A 15,280-nucleotide genomic window follows, 5' to 3' on the forward strand; every position below is an offset into this window, starting at 1 on the left:
AAAGTTCTGGCGCCTAATAGATTCCGTTCGGGAAGTAGCGCAGGTAGATTTCCTCCAAGCGGCCGCTGCGCGACAGCGCCAGCAGCGCGTGATCGATCGCCTGGGTCAGGGCAGGCTCGGACTTGCGGTTCATGATCGTCAGGCCTTCACCGAGGAAGCGCTGCGAGAAGTAGGCGCCATCGACAAGCGTGCAGCAGCCGCCAGCAGCGCTACCCGAGATCCAGAAGGACAGCTGCATGCCGTCGGAAAACACCGCCGGCACATCGCCCTTCTGCAGAGCCGTCAGCATGGCCTCGCGGTCGGGATAGACCTTGGCCTCGATCTTTGGGAAAAACGCCTTGAACATCGCCTCATGCGTGGTTCCGGCGACGACACCGACCGGCTTCCCCTTGAGATCGCTCGGTGCCGAGACTGCGCCGGCCGCCTTGGTATTGACGGCGAAGCGCGCTGGAAGCCGCATGAAGGCGCGGGAAAAGCCGAAGCGTTGGCGCAGTTCCGGACCGACGGCGATACCGGCGGCCACCGCCTCGCCCTGCCCCTCTTCCAGTGCCGGCAGCAGCTCCGCATAGGTCACGGCCTGGATCTGGCATTTGGCCTCGATGTCAAGCTCGCGGCAGATCTCGCGCACGAGATCGACATGAAATCCCGAAAGCTTGCCGGACTGGTCGATGAAGTTGAACGGCGGAAAATCCACCGTCGTCAAGAAACGCAGGCGCGCCAGGCCCGTGAGATCGGGCTTGGCGATGCGTTCGCGCGCGTCGAACAGCAGCGGCAGATCCTTGGCCTCGGCCGCAAGCGGCGTCGCGATCAAGGATGCGCAAAGGGCGAAAAGGGGAAGAACTTTCATGGGCAGCGGCCGGCACGTCTCATGTGGCAGGGGCGGCCCTTGGAACCGCAGTGATTCATCGAGCGGTAAAGTAACCGGCCGCAGCGCAGCTGACCATAGGCCGCCACGAGAACGCGGTTACACAAGGAACGGGACGAGAAAGAATGGAGCGGGTGATCGGGATCGAACCGACGACATCCAGCTTGGGAAGCTGGCGTTCTACCGCTGAACTACACCCGCGGCGCCTGCGAAACTTCCCGAACCGGGGCGATCTGTCAAGCACCCTTGCGCGGGATCGCGTAAGGGGCGCTTCGAAATCCCCTACTCGGCGCGGAAATGCTTCGAGAGCTTCAGGCCCTGCGCCTGGTAGTTGGAGCCGACGCCGAGGCCATAGAGACCATCCGGCCGTTCCAGCATGTGTTCGTAGATCAGGCGGCCGACGATCTGGCCGTGTTCGAGGATGAACGGCACCTCGTGGCTGCGCACTTCCAGCACGGCACGGCTGCCCGTGCCGCCGGCCGAGGCATGGCCGAAGCCCGGATCGAAGAAGCCGGCATAATGCACGCGAAACTCGCCGACCAGCGGATCAAACGGCGTCATCTCGGCCGCATAAAGCGGCGGAACATGCACCGCCTCGCGCGAGACGAGAATGTAGAACTCATCCGGATCGAGGATCAGTTCATCGCGGCCGCGGCTGTAAAGTGGCTCCCAGAAATCGAAGATCGCATGCTGCGCTTTCTTGTCGACGTCGATGACGGCGGTGTGATGCTTGCCGCGATAGCCGATCAGGCCTTCGGGCCCGGTGCCCTTCAGATCGATCGACAGCGCGATGCCGCCGCCGCTGACGTTCGGCTTGTCGCTCGCCACCAGCACGTCGCTCTCGTGCAGCGCCTGCAGTTCCTGCTCCGACAGGATAGACTGGCCCATGCGGAAGCGGATCTGCGACAGGCGCGAGCCTCGGCGCACGACGATCGGGAAGGTGCGCGGGCTGATTTCGAGATAGAGCGGACCGCTGTAGCCGGCCGGGATCTTGTCGAATTCCTGGGCGCGATCGGTGATGACGCGGGTGAAGATGTCGAGGCGACCGGTCGAGCTTTTCGGGTTGGCCGAGGCCGACATGCCCTCAGGCAGTTCCAGGCTTTCCATCAGCGGCACGATGTAGACGCAGCCCGTTTCCAGCACCGCGCCATCGGTCAGATCGACGACGTGCAGCTTCAGCCGGTCGAGCTTGTCGGCAACGAGGTGAGACGGACCCGGCATGAAGCTTGCGCGGACGCGGAAAGCCTTCGAGCCTAGGCGCAGGTCGAGGCTTGCCGGCTGGATCTGATCGTCATCCAGCGGCTTCTCGCTTTTGAGGCGTCCCGATTCTAACAGCGCGGCGATCGCGCGATCGGCCAAAATCCCAGTGTCGCGGCCCATTGCAGTCCTCTTTTCAGTTGCGAGACAAAACCAAACTCCGGGAATTGACGCAAGCGTACCCTGGCAGTATTGAAGCTTTATCCCGTGGTGATTTGGCCGGTCGGCTTGCAGCCACGTTAAACAAGTAGCTAAAAAGGCCGGGTGTCAAACCGGCCCTTCACGCGGCCGGTTTTTTTGTTTTTGAAAGTGACCGTCACATGAGCAAAAACTGGCGCCCCGCAACGCAACTGGTCCATGGCGGGACCACCCGTTCCCAGCACGGAGAGACCTCCGAGGCGATCTTCCTTACCCAGGGCTTTGTCTACGAGACGTCGGAAGCTGCGGAAGCTCGTTTCAAGGGCGAGACCGAAGGCTTCATCTACGCCCGCTACGGTAGCCCGACCAACGACATGTTTGAAAAGCGCATGTGCATGCTGGAAGGCGCCGAGGATGCGCGCGCCACGGCATCGGGCATGGCTGCCGTCACCGCCGCCATTCTCTGCCAGCTGAAGGCCGGCGACCACATCGTCGCCGCCCGCGCCCTCTTCGGCTCCTGCCGCTGGGTGGTCGAGACGCTGGCGCCGAAATACGGCATCGAGTGCACGCTGGTCGACGGACGCGACCTCGCCAACTGGGAAAAGGCGATCCAGAAGAACACCAAGGTCTTCTTCCTCGAAAGCCCGACCAACCCGACGCTCGAAGTCATCGACATTGCCGGCGTTGCCAAGCTCGCCAACCAGATCGGCGCCAAGGTCGTCGTCGATAACGTCTTTGCGACGCCGCTCTTCCAGAAGCCGCTGGAACTCGGCGCCCATATCGTCGTCTATTCCGCCACCAAGCATATCGACGGCCAGGGCCGTTGCCTCGGCGGTGTCGTGCTTTCCGACAAGGAATGGATCAACGAGCACCTGCACGACTACTTCCGCCACACCGGCCCGGCGATGTCGCCGTTCAACGCCTGGACGCTGCTGAAAGGTATCGAGACGCTGCCGTTGCGCGTGCGTCAGCAGACGGAAACGGCCCGCCGCGTGGCCGACTTCCTGGCAGAACAGCCGCAGGTCGCCAAGGTCATCTATCCGGGCCGCAAGGATCATCCGCAGGCCGACATCATCGCCAAGCAGATGACCGGCGGATCGACGCTCGTCGCCTTCGAACTGAAGGGCGGCAAGGACGCTGCCTTCGCGCTGCAGAACGCGCTGGAGATCGTGCGCATCTCCAACAACCTCGGCGACAGCAAGAGCCTGATCACCCATCCGGGAACGACCACGCACAAGAACCTGACCGACGAGGCCCGCGAAGAACTCGGCATTTCTGCTGGAACCGTGCGCTTCTCGGCCGGTATCGAGGACAGCGACGATGTGGTGGAAGATTTCGCCCGCGCGCTGAAGGCCGTGAAGGCCTGATTTTACGAAGACACGGCCGCCGTGATCAACGGCGGCCGAACGCCGCTTGCCGGCCATCACGAGATGGTTTCCGGCGGCGGGGCGCCAATGCGCCAGGCACGTTTCACCCGCTCGATCGCGTCAGCACGGCCATCCGTCCCATCATGGGATCGCACAATCTTGCCGTTATTCTTGACGAAACCATCTTGCTGTAGAATACCCTGAAAGACCTGAAGCAAGGTGATGCCCATGTATCGCGCTTTGACCCGCGACATAGAAGTTACGGTGGAGCCGTACTATCTCGAAGAGCAGTCGGATCCCGATGACGGCCGCTATGTCTGGGGCTATCGCATCGTCATCTCAAACCACTCGGACGCGTCCGTGCGGTTGATGACGCGCTACTGGCACATTACCGATGAGAACGGGCAAGTCGACGAGGTCAGCGGTCCGGGCGTCATCGGCGAGCAGCCGCTGCTCAATCCCGGCGATACCTATGAGTATTCGTCCGGATGCCCTCTGGATACGCCCTCAGGCGTCATGTTCGGCCACTACAGCATGGAATCGGAAGGCGGAGAGACCTTCAACGTTGCCATCCCCGCCTTCTCGCTCGATTCACCCGGGCTCGTGCGCACCCTGAACTGAAGCCAATCCGGAACAGCGCGTCCTTCGGACTAGCGTCGCTCTAAATCGCGGCCAGTCGGCCGGAGGCGCCCGCTACTGCGGGCGCACCTCGCTTGCTTCGAAGCGATAGGTCGTCGAGCAAAACTCGCAGGTCACCTTGACTTCGCCATCGTCGATGGTGCTTTCGAGGTCGTCCGTGCTCAGGTTGGACAACACCGACTGAAGCTTCTCGCGCGAGCAGCTGCAACGGTCGTAGACCGCCTGCGGTTCGTAGACGCGGACGCCGCGCTCGTGGAACAGGCGATAGAGCAGCCGCTCGGTTCCGACCATCGGATCGGTCAACTCGTCCATGTCGATCGTTTCGACCATCACCTTGGCTTCGGCCCAGAGATCGTCGTCCCCGAACGCGCTTTCACCATCATCGCCATCACCGCCGGAAAGGTCGGGCTGGCGCATGCGCTCCGGCGCTTCCGGCAGGAACTGGGCGACCATGCCGCCGGCGCGCCAGCGATGGCGCGGCTTGCCGTTTTCGTCGCGATCGAGAAGCTCGGCCACGCCAAGGCGCACCTTGGTCGGGATCTGCTCCGACTGCCGGAAATAGACGCCGGCGATTTCTTCCAGCGTCGCTCCGTCGAGCGCAACGATCCCCTGGTAACGCTGGGTATGGGCGCCCTGGTCGATGGTGAAGGCGAGCACGCCCTTTCCGAGCAGCTCGTGCGAAAGGGTCCGGCCGTCCTTTTCGGCAGCGGCAAGCGCTTCCTGATCGTAGCGGGCATAGGCGCGCACGCGATCCGGCGTCGAGAAATCAGCGACCACCAGATCGACAGGGCCATCGCCCTGAGTCTGGACGATCAGCTTGCCTTCAAACTTCAGCGAGGTCCCGAGCAACACGGTGAGTACAACGGTTTCAGCAACCAGACGCGCGACCGGAAGCGGATAGTTGTGGCGCTCGAGGATTGCGTCCAGCATGGGGCCGAGCTGCACGGCGCGGCCGCGCACGTCGAGGCCTTCCACCTGGAAAGGCACGACGTGATCGTCACCGGCAAAGTCGAACTCACCAAGCCCCGGCGTCATGTCAGTCATGTCTTGCTCCTTGCCTTCAGCCACCAAGCTGCACCAGAGATATTGCTATCCCCGCGCAACGTGCTCGCTGTCTCAGTTGATCCCGCGATAAACGGATTGTCCACCAGGTATGTGCCGCCGCCATAGCAACGCACCACCTCGACGGTTGCGCGCTCACTACTTTCAGGAGCGCCCGTATGCCGCCTAAATCGTGTCGCACGTGGACAATGTCAAGTGCGGTGAACACGCCCCTATATGGCGCACGCTCGGCGGAGCGCACCGAAGCCTCTTCGCCGCCGTCGCGCGCGACCGGGCAGCCGGCTCAGACGAGCCCCATGCACCAGGCAATGACCGACTTCTGTGCGTGCAGCCGGTTCTCCGCCTCGTCGAAGACCACCGACTGCGGGCCGTCGATGACCTCGTCGGTGACCTCTTCGCCGCGGTGCGCCGGCAGGCAGTGCATGAACAGCGCATCGGAGGCCGCACGCTTCATCAGCGCTTCATTGACCTGGTAGGGCTGGAAGACGTTGTGCCCGCGGGCGCGATGTTCCTGGTTCATCGAGATCCAGGTGTCGGTCACGACGCAATTGGCGTCGGCGACGGCCTGTTCGGCGTCATGACACAAAAGGACCTCGCCGCCATTGTTGCGCGCCCAGTTCAGGAACTTGTCCTGCGGCTCGGAACCGAGCGGCACGGCCATGTTCATGCGGTATCCGAAGCGGGCAGAACCTTCGATCAGCGAATGCAGCACGTTGTTGCCGTCGCCGGTCCAGGCAATCGTCTTGCCCTTTACCGGACCGCGATGCTCCTCGAAGGTCAGGATATCGGCCATGATCTGGCAGGGGTGCGTATCGTCGGTCAGGCCGTTGATGACCGGGACCGTCGCATGCTCGGCCAGCTCCAGAAGGCGGCGATGGTCGGTGGTGCGGATCATGATGGCGTCGACGTAACGCGAGAGCACCTTGGCCGTGTCGCCGATCGTCTCGGCGCGGCCGAGCTGCATTTCGGTGCCCGACAGAAACAGGGTTTCGCCGCCGAGCTGGCGCATGCCGACATCGAAGGAAACGCGGGTGCGGGTGGAGGGCTTTTCGAAGATCATCGCCAGCATCTTGCCGGCGAGCGGCTTCTCGGCAGTTCCGGCCTTGGTCGCCGCCTTTCGGACGCGCGCATCGTCGATGATCGTCCGAAGGTCGGCGGCCGTCATGGCCGAAAGATCGAGAAAATGTCTGGTGCCTGCCATCGTACTCGGTTCCTGTCTGAAAAATCGGTCCCTGGTGCGGCACGCTATCGACGTGCCCGCACGAAGGTCATTCTAACGCCTTAGTCGTCCCTGGGTCGCTACCTTCAGGCCGCGGCGTTGCCGCTTGCCTTGCGAACCGCCTCGGCGGCGCGTTCGATACGTGCGAGCCCCTCGCGCGCCTCTTCCGCCGTCACGGTCAGCGGCGGCAGCAGACGCAGCACATTTTCGCCCGCCGGCACGGCCAGGAGCTTTTCGGCGCGGATTTCCTTCAGCAGATCGGCCGAAGGGCCCTTCACCTTGATGCCCAGCATCAAACCGTCGCCGCGGATGTCCTCGATGACATCAGGGAAGCAGTCCTTGAGCGACGCAAGGCCCTGGCGGAAGACCAGCGCGACATCGCGCACATGCGTCAGGAATCCGTCGGCCAGAACGACGTCGAGCACGGCGTTGCCGACGGCCATGGCCAGCGGGTTGCCGCCATATGTGGAGCCATGCGTGCCCGCCACCATACCAGATGCGGCTTCCTCAGTCGCGAGGCAGGCGCCGAACGGGAAGCCACCGCCGATACCCTTGGCGACCGCCATGATATCCGGACGGATATCCGCCCATTCATAGGCAAACAGCTTGCCGGTACGGCCGACGCCGGTCTGGACCTCGTCGAGGATCAAGAGCAGGCCGAACTCGTCGCAGAGCGCGCGCAGTTCCTGCATGAACTCCTTGGTCGCCGGACGGATGCCGCCCTCGCCCTGGATCGGCTCGATCAGGATCGCTGCGGTTTCCTCGGTAATCGCATTCTTGACCGCGGCGATGTCGCCGAACGGAACCTGGTAGAAGCCCGGCGCCTTCGGCCCGAAACCTTCGATGTATTTCTGCTGACCACCGGCGGCGATCGTCGCGATCGTGCGGCCGTGGAAGGCGCCTTCGAAGGTGATGACGTGGAACTTCTCCGGGTGGCCCTTGGAGAAGTGGTAACGCCGTGCCGTCTTGATGGCGCATTCCAGCGCTTCCGCGCCCGAATTGGTGAAGAAGACCTTGTCGGCAAAGGTCACCGCCGTCAGCCGGCGGCCGAGGCTTTCCTGGCCCGCAATTTCATAAAGGTTGGACAGGTGCCAGACCTTGTCGGCCTGCGCCTTCAGCGCTTCGACCAGGTGCGGGTGCGCGTGGCCGAGCGAGTTCACGGCAACGCCGGCACCGAAATCGAGATAACGCGTGCCGTCTTCAGCGATCAGCCAGGCGCCCTCTCCTCGCTCGAAACGCAACGGCGCACGCATGTAGGTATCGTAAAGCGGCGTGGTTGCAGTCATGCGAGGCTCTCCTTCACTCCAGATCGACATCGATCCCGCGCCTCACGCGGGCCGATAAAAATCAAAAATGCCGCCTTTCGGCGGCGCAGGCACTATTCCCATTTCGCGCTGCAATGTCAACAAAACCAAGCCTTGCAGCGCAACATGAAGGGTCGATTCCTGGCAGCAGAAAAATCGTCCGGGAGGGCTTGCAAAAATGCAACGCTGGCCGAGCAAGTTGGGGAAAACTACGAAATCGATTCGGCCTGATTCCCGGGACTCTTGCCACAGAGTCCAGCGGTCAGTACGTTAACATTCAATTACTAGACGCATGCGGCGGACCTAGTCACCAAAAGAGTTATCGCGTTTGCAACCCCGGGGTTTAACCGGGGTGCGGTGAGGGATTCTGCCATCCCCAACGCTGAGAACGGAGAGTGCAGAAATGAACTGGACTGACGAGCGGGTGGAGAAACTGAAGAAGCTTTGGTCCGAGGGCCTGAGCGCAAGCCAGATCGCGGCGCAGCTCGGCGGCGTCAGCCGTAACGCTGTCATCGGCAAGGTTCACCGCCTGAGCCTGCCAGGTCGCGCCAAGGCCGGCGGCAGCACCACGACGGCAGCCCGTCCGAAGCGCCCGACTTCGGCACCGCGCGCACCGAACTACGCTTCGCGCGTTTCGACCCGCCCGGTTGCACGCGCGGCCGGCGCTGTCGTTCTCAAGGAAGAAATCGAAGTCGATCTCGTTGCCGAGCAGGATTTCAGCACCCGGACCGACGTAGTCGTGCCGATGTCGCGCCGCCTCGAGCTGACCCAGCTCACCGAGCGCACCTGCAAGTGGCCGATCGGCGACCCGCTGAAGGAAGAGTTTCACTTCTGCGGCAACGATTCCCCGGAAGCCTCGCCTTACTGCACCTTCCATGCGCGGCTGGCCTACCAGCCGTCGGGCGAGCGCCGCAGGGCCCGCTGAGAAGCCGGACCGCATCAATAAAAAGGGGCCGATCGGCCCCTTTTTTTGTTGGCGACTTTCAGACCGCTCAGCTTTCGAGCGAATAGCCGGCGCCGCGAACGGTGCGGATGACGTCGGGCATGTTCGAGAAGTTCAGAGCCTTGCGCAGACGACCGACATGCACGTCGACGGTGCGCTCGTCGACATAGATGTCATGCCCCCAGACGCCATCCAGAAGCTGCGAGCGAGAGAAGACGCGGCCCGGCGAGGACATGAGGAACTCCAGAAGACGGAACTCGGTCGGGCCGAGGCGCACTTCGCGGCTGCGGCGATGAACGCGGTGGGTCTCGCGGTCGAGTTCGATGTCGCCGCAGCGAAGCAGCGTCGAGAGCACCTCGGGCTTTGCCCGGCGCAGCATCGCCTTGACGCGCGCCATCAGCTCCGGCGTCGAGAAGGGCTTGACCACGTAGTCGTCGGCACCCGTCGCCAGACCCCGGACGCGCTCGCTTTCCTCGCCGCGCGCCGTCAGCATGATGATCGGCAGACGTTCGGTCTCCGGACGCTGGCGCAGCCGACGGCAAAGTTCAATGCCGGAAACACCGGGCAGCATCCAGTCGAGGATAAGCAGGTCGGGCAGCCGCTCCTGAAGCCGGATCTCCGCCTCGTCGCCCCGCAGGATCGTATCGACGTCGAAGCCCTCGGCTTCCAGATTGTAACGCAGCAGAACGCTCAGCGCCTCTTCGTCTTCGACTACGGCGATTTTTGGCAACATCAGGTAACGTCTCCTTACCGCGGGCGGCCTTTGGGCTCATCGGCCCGGCCGGCGCTCAGACACTCTAAATCTGGAGCACATCCGCCGTTTTCAAAGGCGGGGCGAAAACCGCATGCTTCAGATACAGGAATTCGGGGCCGCGACCGAAGCCGCGACCGGATCAGATTTCAAGGGGCATGCATGCTTACGGCGCGCTTGGCGCTCAGTCGTTGACCGAGCCCAGCGTCGACGTGGTGTCATCCTTCGGACGCTCGCCTTCCGGCTGAGCACCCGTCGCCATGTAATAGATCGTCTCAGCGATATTGGTCGCGTGGTCGCCGATGCGCTCGATGTTCTTGGCGCAGAACAGAAGATGCGTGCAGGGCGTGATGTTGCGCGGATCTTCCATCATGTAGGTCAAGAGCTCGCGGAACAGCGAGGTGTAGATCGCGTCGATCTCCTCGTCACGCTCGCGGATGCTGTTGGCCTTTTCCGGCGAGCGCGAGGCGTAGACGTCGAGCACTTCCTTGAGCTGGACGAGAGCGAGCTCTGCCAGATGCTCGAGGCCACGGGCGAGCTTGCGCGGAATGCCGGAGCCGGCGACCGCGATCACGCGCTTGGCGGTGTTCTTGCCGAGGTCGCCGACGCGCTCCAGATCGGAGGCGATGCGGATCGACCCCATGATCTCACGCAGGTCGGCGGCGACCGGCTGACGCTTGGCGATCGTGACGATCGCCTTCTCACCGATCTGGCGCTCGGCGTCGTCGAGGACGGTGTCGTCCGAGATCACCTTCTGTGCGAGAGCCAGGTCGGAGTTGACCAGCGCGCGAACGGACTCGGCGACCATCTGTTCGGCGAGGCCGCCCATCTCCGAGATGCGGCGCGTCAGGTACTTCAGTTCTTCGTCATAGGCGGACATGATATGCATGGACATGATCGTCGATCCTTACGGGCGCTTTGCAGTTACTGTTGCAGCCTTATGCGGCCTCAGCCGAAGCGGCCCATGATGTAATCCTGGGTGCGCTGGTCATCCGGATTGGTGAACATCTTGTCGGTGTCGTTCTCCTCGACGAGATTGCCGAGGTGGAACATGGCGGTGCGCTGCGAAACGCGGGCGGCCTGCTGCATCGAGTGGGTCACGATGACGATCGTGAAGTTCGTGCGCAGCTCGTGGATGAGCTCTTCGACCTTGGCGGTCGCGATCGGATCGAGAGCCGAGCACGGCTCGTCCATGAGGATGACTTCCGGGCTGACGGCGACGGCACGCGCGATGCAGAGACGCTGCTGCTGACCACCGGAAAGGCCGGTGCCGGGCTCCTGCAGACGATCCTTTACCTCGTTCCACAGACCGGCCTTCTGCAGGCTGGTCTCGACCACCTCGTCAAAGTCGGCCTTGGTGCGGGCAAGTCCGTGAATCCGCGGGCCGTAGGCGACGTTGTCGTAGATCGACTTCGGGAACGGGTTCGGCTTCTGGAAGACCATGCCGACGCGGGCGCGAAGCTCGACGACGTCGATCGTCGGGTCGTAGATGTCGTCCTCGTCGAGCGTGATCTTGCCGGTGACGCGGCAGTTCTCGATCGTGTCGTTCATGCGGTTCAGCGTGCGCAGGAAGGTCGACTTGCCGCAACCCGAAGGTCCGATCAGCGCCGTGACCGTGTTCTCGCGGATGTTGAGGTTGACGTCGAAAAGCGCACGCTTCTCGCCGTAATAGACCGACACATCCTTGCCGATCATCTTGTAGGGCACGGTGTTCATTTTCTGATCCAGAGCCTTCTCGACTGCTGCTTCTGACATGATGTTCATAGTAATTACCTCACTACCAGCGGCGCTCAAAGCGACGTCGCAACAGAATGGCTCCAAGGTTCATGACGACCAGGAAGATGAGAAGAATGATGATTGCGCCGGAGGTGCGCTCGACGAAGGCGCGTTCCGCCTCGTTGGCCCACATGTAGATCTGCACCGGCAGTGCCGTCGACGGTTCCATCGGCGAACCGGGAAAATCGACGACGAAGGCGACCATGCCGATCAGGAGCAGCGGCGCGGTTTCACCAAGCGCGTGGGCAAGACCGATGATGGTGCCGGTCAGGATGCCCGGCATTGCCAGCGGCAGCACGTGGTGGAAGATGGTCTGCATCTTCGACGCACCGAGACCGAGGGCCGCCGAGCGGATCGACGGCGGGACCGCCTTCAACGCCGCACGGGTGGCGATGATGATCGTCGGCAGGGTCATCAACGTCAGCACGAAGCCGCCGACGACGGCTGCCGAGCGCGGCATGCCGGCGAAGTTGATGAAGACGGCGAGACCCAGGAGGCCGTAGACGATCGACGGAACGGCCGCGAGGTTGTTGATGTTGACCTCGATCAGGTCGGTCAGCCGGTTCTTCGGCGCAAACTCCTCGAGGTAGATCGAGGCGGCGACGCCGATCGGAAGCGACAGCACCAGCACGATCAGCATCATGTAGAGCGAGCCGAGGGCAGCGACGCCGACGCCTGCCGCTTCGGGACGGCTGGAGGCGCCGAAGGTGAAGATGCCGGTGTTGAAGCTCTTCTTCAGGATGCCGGCGCTCGCCAGCTCGTTCATCCAGGTGACCTGCTGGTCCTTGACCTTGCGCTTGCCCTCATCGACCGAGAGATCGATCTGGCCCTTGAAGGCGGAGTCGATGTTGGCCTCGGCCAGCAGCGTGACAGGAACCGTCTTGCCGATGATCGACGGGTCGGCGGCGACCATGTCGCGCAATAGCGTGCGGGAGCTCGCGGAAACCATGTCGGTCGCCTGCTTGACCTGCGGCCGCTTGGTGGCGTCGATGCCGAGCTGCTTGACGAGCGCGTCGCGCACCAACAGCGGATAGTTGGCGGTCATCAGCACCTTGCCGTCGGTCGCGCGTTCGCCTTTGGGGTCGATGACCTTTTCGGTGAATTCGATCGGCAGCGTAATCGTCGTCTGCTGGAATGCGGTGTAGCCGTTGGAAAAGACGGTCCACAGCAGCAATGCCAGGAAGAAGAGACCGGTGCTGATCGCGGCCATGCCGTAGAAGCGGAACCGGCGTTCGGCAGCATAGCGACGCTTGATGCCGATATCGCGCTTGGCGGATGCGGGACGGGCGGAGATCCGGACGGTCGGGGAAGCGATGTCGGTCATTCGTACTGTTCCCGGTATTTGCGCACGATGTAGAGCGCGTAAATGTTGAGGCCGAGCGTGATGACGAAGAGCGTGATGCCCAGTGCGAAGGCCACCAACGTCTGCGGCGAGGTGAACTCGAGGTCACCTGTCAGCTGGTTGACGATCTTAACGGTCACCGTCGTCATCGGCTCGAAGGGATTGATCTGCATGCGGGCCGCCACACCAGCTGCCAGCACCACGATCATGGTCTCGCCGACGGCGCGCGAGGCGGTGAGCAGCAGCGCGCCGACGATGCCCGGGAGGGCTGCCGGAAGGATGACCTTCTTGACCGTCTCCGAGCGGGTGGCGCCAAGGCCGAGCGAGCCGTCACGAAGTGCCCGCGGCACCTGGGTGATGATGTCGTCCGACAGCGACGACACGAATGGGATCAGCATGATGCCCATGACGATGCCCGCCGTCAGAACGCTCTGTGCCTGGATGAAGTTCTGGTAGTTGCCGGTCATGAGACCGTTCATCTGGGCGGAGATGTCACGCAGGAACGGGCCAACGGTCACCAGCGCAAAGAAACCGTAGACGATGGTCGGGATGCCGGCGAGCACTTCGAGCAGCGGCTTTGCGGTCGAACGCAGGCGCGGGCTTGCATATTCCGCCATGTAGATCGCCGCGAAGAGGCCGATCGGCACCGCAAACAGCATGGCGACGAAGGCGATGTAGAGCGTGCCGGCAAGAAGCGGGATGAGGCCGAACTGGCCCGAAGCGCCGCCGCTGCCAGCAGCGGCAAACCGCGGATCCCAGACCGTGCCGAAGAAGAACTCGAACGGCGAGACCATGGTGAAGAAGCGTCCGGCTTCCGACAGCATCGAGGCGACGATGCCGACCGTCGTCAGGATGGCGATGGAGGACGCGACGATCAGTGAGCCGAGAATGACCCGCTCGACCTGGTTGCGGGCGCGGAAGCGGGTCGCGACGTTGCGGATGGCGTAGAGGCCGCCGGCAATCGCGATCAGCAGAACGGCGACCGTCATCAGCCAGCGGTTGGTCGCGGTCATCGCGTTGAAGTGCTTGGCGACGGTGACCATGTAGGGATCGCCTTCGCCAGCAAGGGCAACGCCCTTGGACGCGAGCGTCGCGCGAAGATTGGCGGAGCCGCTCTCAAGGGCTGCGAGTTCCTCGCCGCTCAGGCGCAGAAGGCCACCGGCAACGGATTTGACCTGACCGAGCGCGAGCTGCACGGCGGCAGGGCCCTGGCTCTGGACGGTATCCGGCAAGGCCGCGCGCGTGCTTCCGTCGATATACACGGGAGCGGCGAACAGCCAGGTGCCGAGAACGAGTGCGGCCGGAAGCATCGCCCAGATGGCGACGTAGCTACCGTGATAGCCCGGCAGTGAATGCAGGTTGGAGAGCTTGCCGCCGGACTGCGCCAGCGAACGGGCGCGGCCTGCAAAATAAGCAATGAAACCAATAACAATAATGAGCAAAAGAAGGAGCGAAGTACTCATCCGCACGTCTCCCCGGCATCGCCCGTCATGGGTGCCGGCAAATCGAATGAAGGCATGCCCCGGCGCGAAGACATCGCGCCGGGGCTTGTCATTATCAGAGCATGTTGCCGGCAGAGAAAGCCTTGCGGATTTCTTCGCGCTCAGCGTCCGGAGCGGCAACGAGGCCGTATTCGGCGAGCGGGCTTTCCGGGCCGATCATCTGGTCGTCGAGGAAGAACTCAACATATTCCTTGAGGCCCGGGATAACGCCGAGATGTGCCTTCTTGACGTAGAAGTACAGCGGGCGAGAAACCGGGTACTCGCCGGAAGCGATCGTTTCGGTCGACGGTACGATGCCGTTGACGGTCGCGACCTTCAGCTTGTCGGCGTTGTTTTCGTAGAAGGACAGGCCGAACACGCCGATGCCGTTCTTGTTGGCAGCGATACGGGCGAGCGTTTCGGTGTAGTCGCCGTCGATGTCGACAGCCAGGCCGTCCTTGCGGACTGCGACGCACTTGCTGTGCTGCTGCTTTTCATCGGCAACGGCAGCCTTGATCACGTCAACGGCGCCAGCGTTCTTGCAGCCTGCAGCGAGGATCTTCTCTTCGAAGACTTCGCGGGTGCCGTGCTTTTCGCCCGGGATGTAAGCGGCGATTTCGACGGCCGGCAGGGCGGCGTTGACTTCGGACCACTTCTTGTAGGGGTTGGCGACGATCTTGCCGTCGACGACGACTTCAGCAGCGAGCGCCTTGTAGAGGTCTTCCGGCTTCAGGGCGAGGTCGGCATTGCCGGCGTCGGTCGCAAAGACGATGCCGTCATAACCGATCTTCACTTCCTGGATTTCGGTGACGCCAGCGGCCTTGCAGGCCTCGACTTCGCTGTCCTTGATCTTGCGCGAGGAGTTGGCGATGTCGATGGTATCAGGGCCGACGCCCTTGCAGAATTCCTTCAGGCCAGCGGAGGAGCCGCCGGATTCGACCACCGGGGTCTTGAAGTCGGGGAACGTCTCGCCGAACGTCTCGGCGACGATTTTGGCGTAGGGAAGAACGGTCGAGGAGCCAGCGACCTGAACCTGATCGCGAGCGGCGGCTGCGCCGGCAAATGCGGCCGAAGCGACCAGCGCCGCGACAGTGAGTTTAAGAGCTTTCATAAAAGTTCTCCCGGAATGGGCTTGT

The 15,280-nt window shown here is 62.9% G+C and carries 15 protein-coding genes, 1 tRNA gene and 1 riboswitch; of the genes, 3 read left to right on the top strand and 13 right to left on the bottom strand.

The features are described 5' to 3' along the window. Positions 1-13 precede the first annotated feature (13 nt). From IB272_RS03145 to IB272_RS03155, 3 genes are all read right to left on the bottom strand, one after another. Positions 14-847 carry a transporter substrate-binding domain-containing protein gene (locus IB272_RS03145; protein WP_060581857.1) on the bottom strand — a complete coding sequence of 278 codons (834 nt, stop codon included), beginning with the start codon at positions 845-847 and terminating at the stop codon, positions 14-16. Positions 848-991: 144 nt separating this feature from the next. Then, positions 992-1,066, bottom strand: a tRNA-Gly gene (locus IB272_RS03150). Positions 1,067-1,147: 81 nt separating this feature from the next. After that, on the bottom strand, positions 1,148-2,245 hold the full coding sequence (locus IB272_RS03155; RefSeq protein WP_060522346.1) for a 2'-deoxycytidine 5'-triphosphate deaminase: 1,098 nt from the start codon (positions 2,243-2,245) through the stop codon (positions 1,148-1,150). Positions 2,246-2,319: 74 nt separating this feature from the next. Then, positions 2,320-2,398: riboswitch (SAM riboswitch) on the top strand. Positions 2,399-2,442: 44 nt separating this feature from the next. Between IB272_RS03155 and IB272_RS03160 the strand changes: the two genes are divergently transcribed. Next, the gene (locus tag IB272_RS03160) at positions 2,443-3,627 is read left to right on the top strand and encodes an O-succinylhomoserine sulfhydrylase (RefSeq protein ID WP_034797156.1); all 1,185 of its coding nucleotides are present in this window, start codon (positions 2,443-2,445) and stop codon (positions 3,625-3,627) included. A gap of 56 nt (positions 3,628-3,683) precedes the next feature. Here the strand turns inward: IB272_RS03160 and IB272_RS03165 are convergent, their stop codons facing one another. Beyond that, positions 3,684-3,857 (bottom strand): hypothetical protein, encoded by a 174-nt coding sequence (locus tag IB272_RS03165; RefSeq protein ID WP_156400780.1) that lies wholly within the window; start codon positions 3,855-3,857, stop codon positions 3,684-3,686. Between IB272_RS03165 and apaG the strand changes: the two genes are divergently transcribed. Beyond that, positions 3,856-4,248, top strand: coding sequence for a Co2+/Mg2+ efflux protein ApaG (apaG, locus tag IB272_RS03170; protein ID WP_034797159.1), 393 nt, complete (start codon positions 3,856-3,858; stop codon positions 4,246-4,248). The genes IB272_RS03165 and apaG overlap by 2 nt on opposite strands. Positions 4,249-4,320: 72 nt before the next feature. On the opposite strand, the gene IB272_RS03175 is transcribed toward apaG, so the two are convergent. From IB272_RS03175 to IB272_RS03185, 3 genes are all read right to left on the bottom strand, one after another. Next, entirely contained in the window at positions 4,321-5,310 is a 990-nt protein-coding gene (locus IB272_RS03175) for an Hsp33 family molecular chaperone (RefSeq protein WP_034797161.1), read from the bottom strand. A 301-nt stretch (positions 5,311-5,611) separates the two neighbouring features. Further along, positions 5,612-6,529, bottom strand: a complete 918-nt coding sequence (gene argF, locus IB272_RS03180) for an ornithine carbamoyltransferase (RefSeq protein ID WP_034797163.1) — start codon at positions 6,527-6,529, stop codon at positions 5,612-5,614. 104 nt (positions 6,530-6,633) lie between these two features. Next, positions 6,634-7,833, bottom strand: coding sequence for an aspartate aminotransferase family protein (locus tag IB272_RS03185; RefSeq protein ID WP_060581856.1), 1,200 nt, complete (start codon positions 7,831-7,833; stop codon positions 6,634-6,636). 421 nt (positions 7,834-8,254) lie between these two features. Here IB272_RS03185 and IB272_RS03190 point away from each other — a divergent pair, with 421 nt between their 5' ends. Continuing rightward, the gene (locus IB272_RS03190) at positions 8,255-8,776 is read left to right on the top strand and encodes a GcrA family cell cycle regulator (protein WP_034797167.1); all 522 of its coding nucleotides are present in this window, start codon (positions 8,255-8,257) and stop codon (positions 8,774-8,776) included. A 67-nt stretch (positions 8,777-8,843) separates the two neighbouring features. On the opposite strand, the gene phoB is transcribed toward IB272_RS03190, so the two are convergent. From phoB to IB272_RS03220, 6 genes are all read right to left on the bottom strand, one after another. Next, a complete protein-coding gene (phoB, locus tag IB272_RS03195) occupies positions 8,844-9,527 on the bottom strand; it encodes a phosphate regulon transcriptional regulator PhoB (RefSeq protein WP_034797168.1) in 684 nt (227 codons plus the stop codon). Positions 9,528-9,729: 202 nt separating this feature from the next. Next, a complete protein-coding gene (gene phoU / locus IB272_RS03200) occupies positions 9,730-10,443 on the bottom strand; it encodes a phosphate signaling complex protein PhoU (RefSeq protein WP_089043230.1) in 714 nt (237 codons plus the stop codon). Between the two features lie 50 nt (positions 10,444-10,493). After that, the gene (gene pstB / locus IB272_RS03205; protein WP_034797173.1) at positions 10,494-11,309 is read right to left on the bottom strand and encodes a phosphate ABC transporter ATP-binding protein PstB; all 816 of its coding nucleotides are present in this window, start codon (positions 11,307-11,309) and stop codon (positions 10,494-10,496) included. Between the two features lie 13 nt (positions 11,310-11,322). Then, on the bottom strand, positions 11,323-12,645 hold the full coding sequence (gene pstA / locus IB272_RS03210) for a phosphate ABC transporter permease PstA (protein WP_034797174.1): 1,323 nt from the start codon (positions 12,643-12,645) through the stop codon (positions 11,323-11,325). Then, positions 12,642-14,126, bottom strand: a complete 1,485-nt coding sequence (gene pstC, locus IB272_RS03215) for a phosphate ABC transporter permease subunit PstC (protein WP_060581855.1) — start codon at positions 14,124-14,126, stop codon at positions 12,642-12,644. The genes pstA and pstC overlap by 4 nt, the downstream gene beginning before the upstream one ends. A 94-nt stretch (positions 14,127-14,220) precedes the next feature. After that, the gene (locus tag IB272_RS03220) at positions 14,221-15,255 is read right to left on the bottom strand and encodes a substrate-binding domain-containing protein (protein WP_034797176.1); all 1,035 of its coding nucleotides are present in this window, start codon (positions 15,253-15,255) and stop codon (positions 14,221-14,223) included. Positions 15,256-15,280 lie beyond the last annotated feature (25 nt).

The sequence above is a fragment of the Ensifer sp. ENS08 genome (assembly GCF_014852195.1).
In the GTDB taxonomy this organism is placed as follows: domain Bacteria; phylum Pseudomonadota; class Alphaproteobacteria; order Rhizobiales; family Rhizobiaceae; genus Ensifer; species Ensifer adhaerens.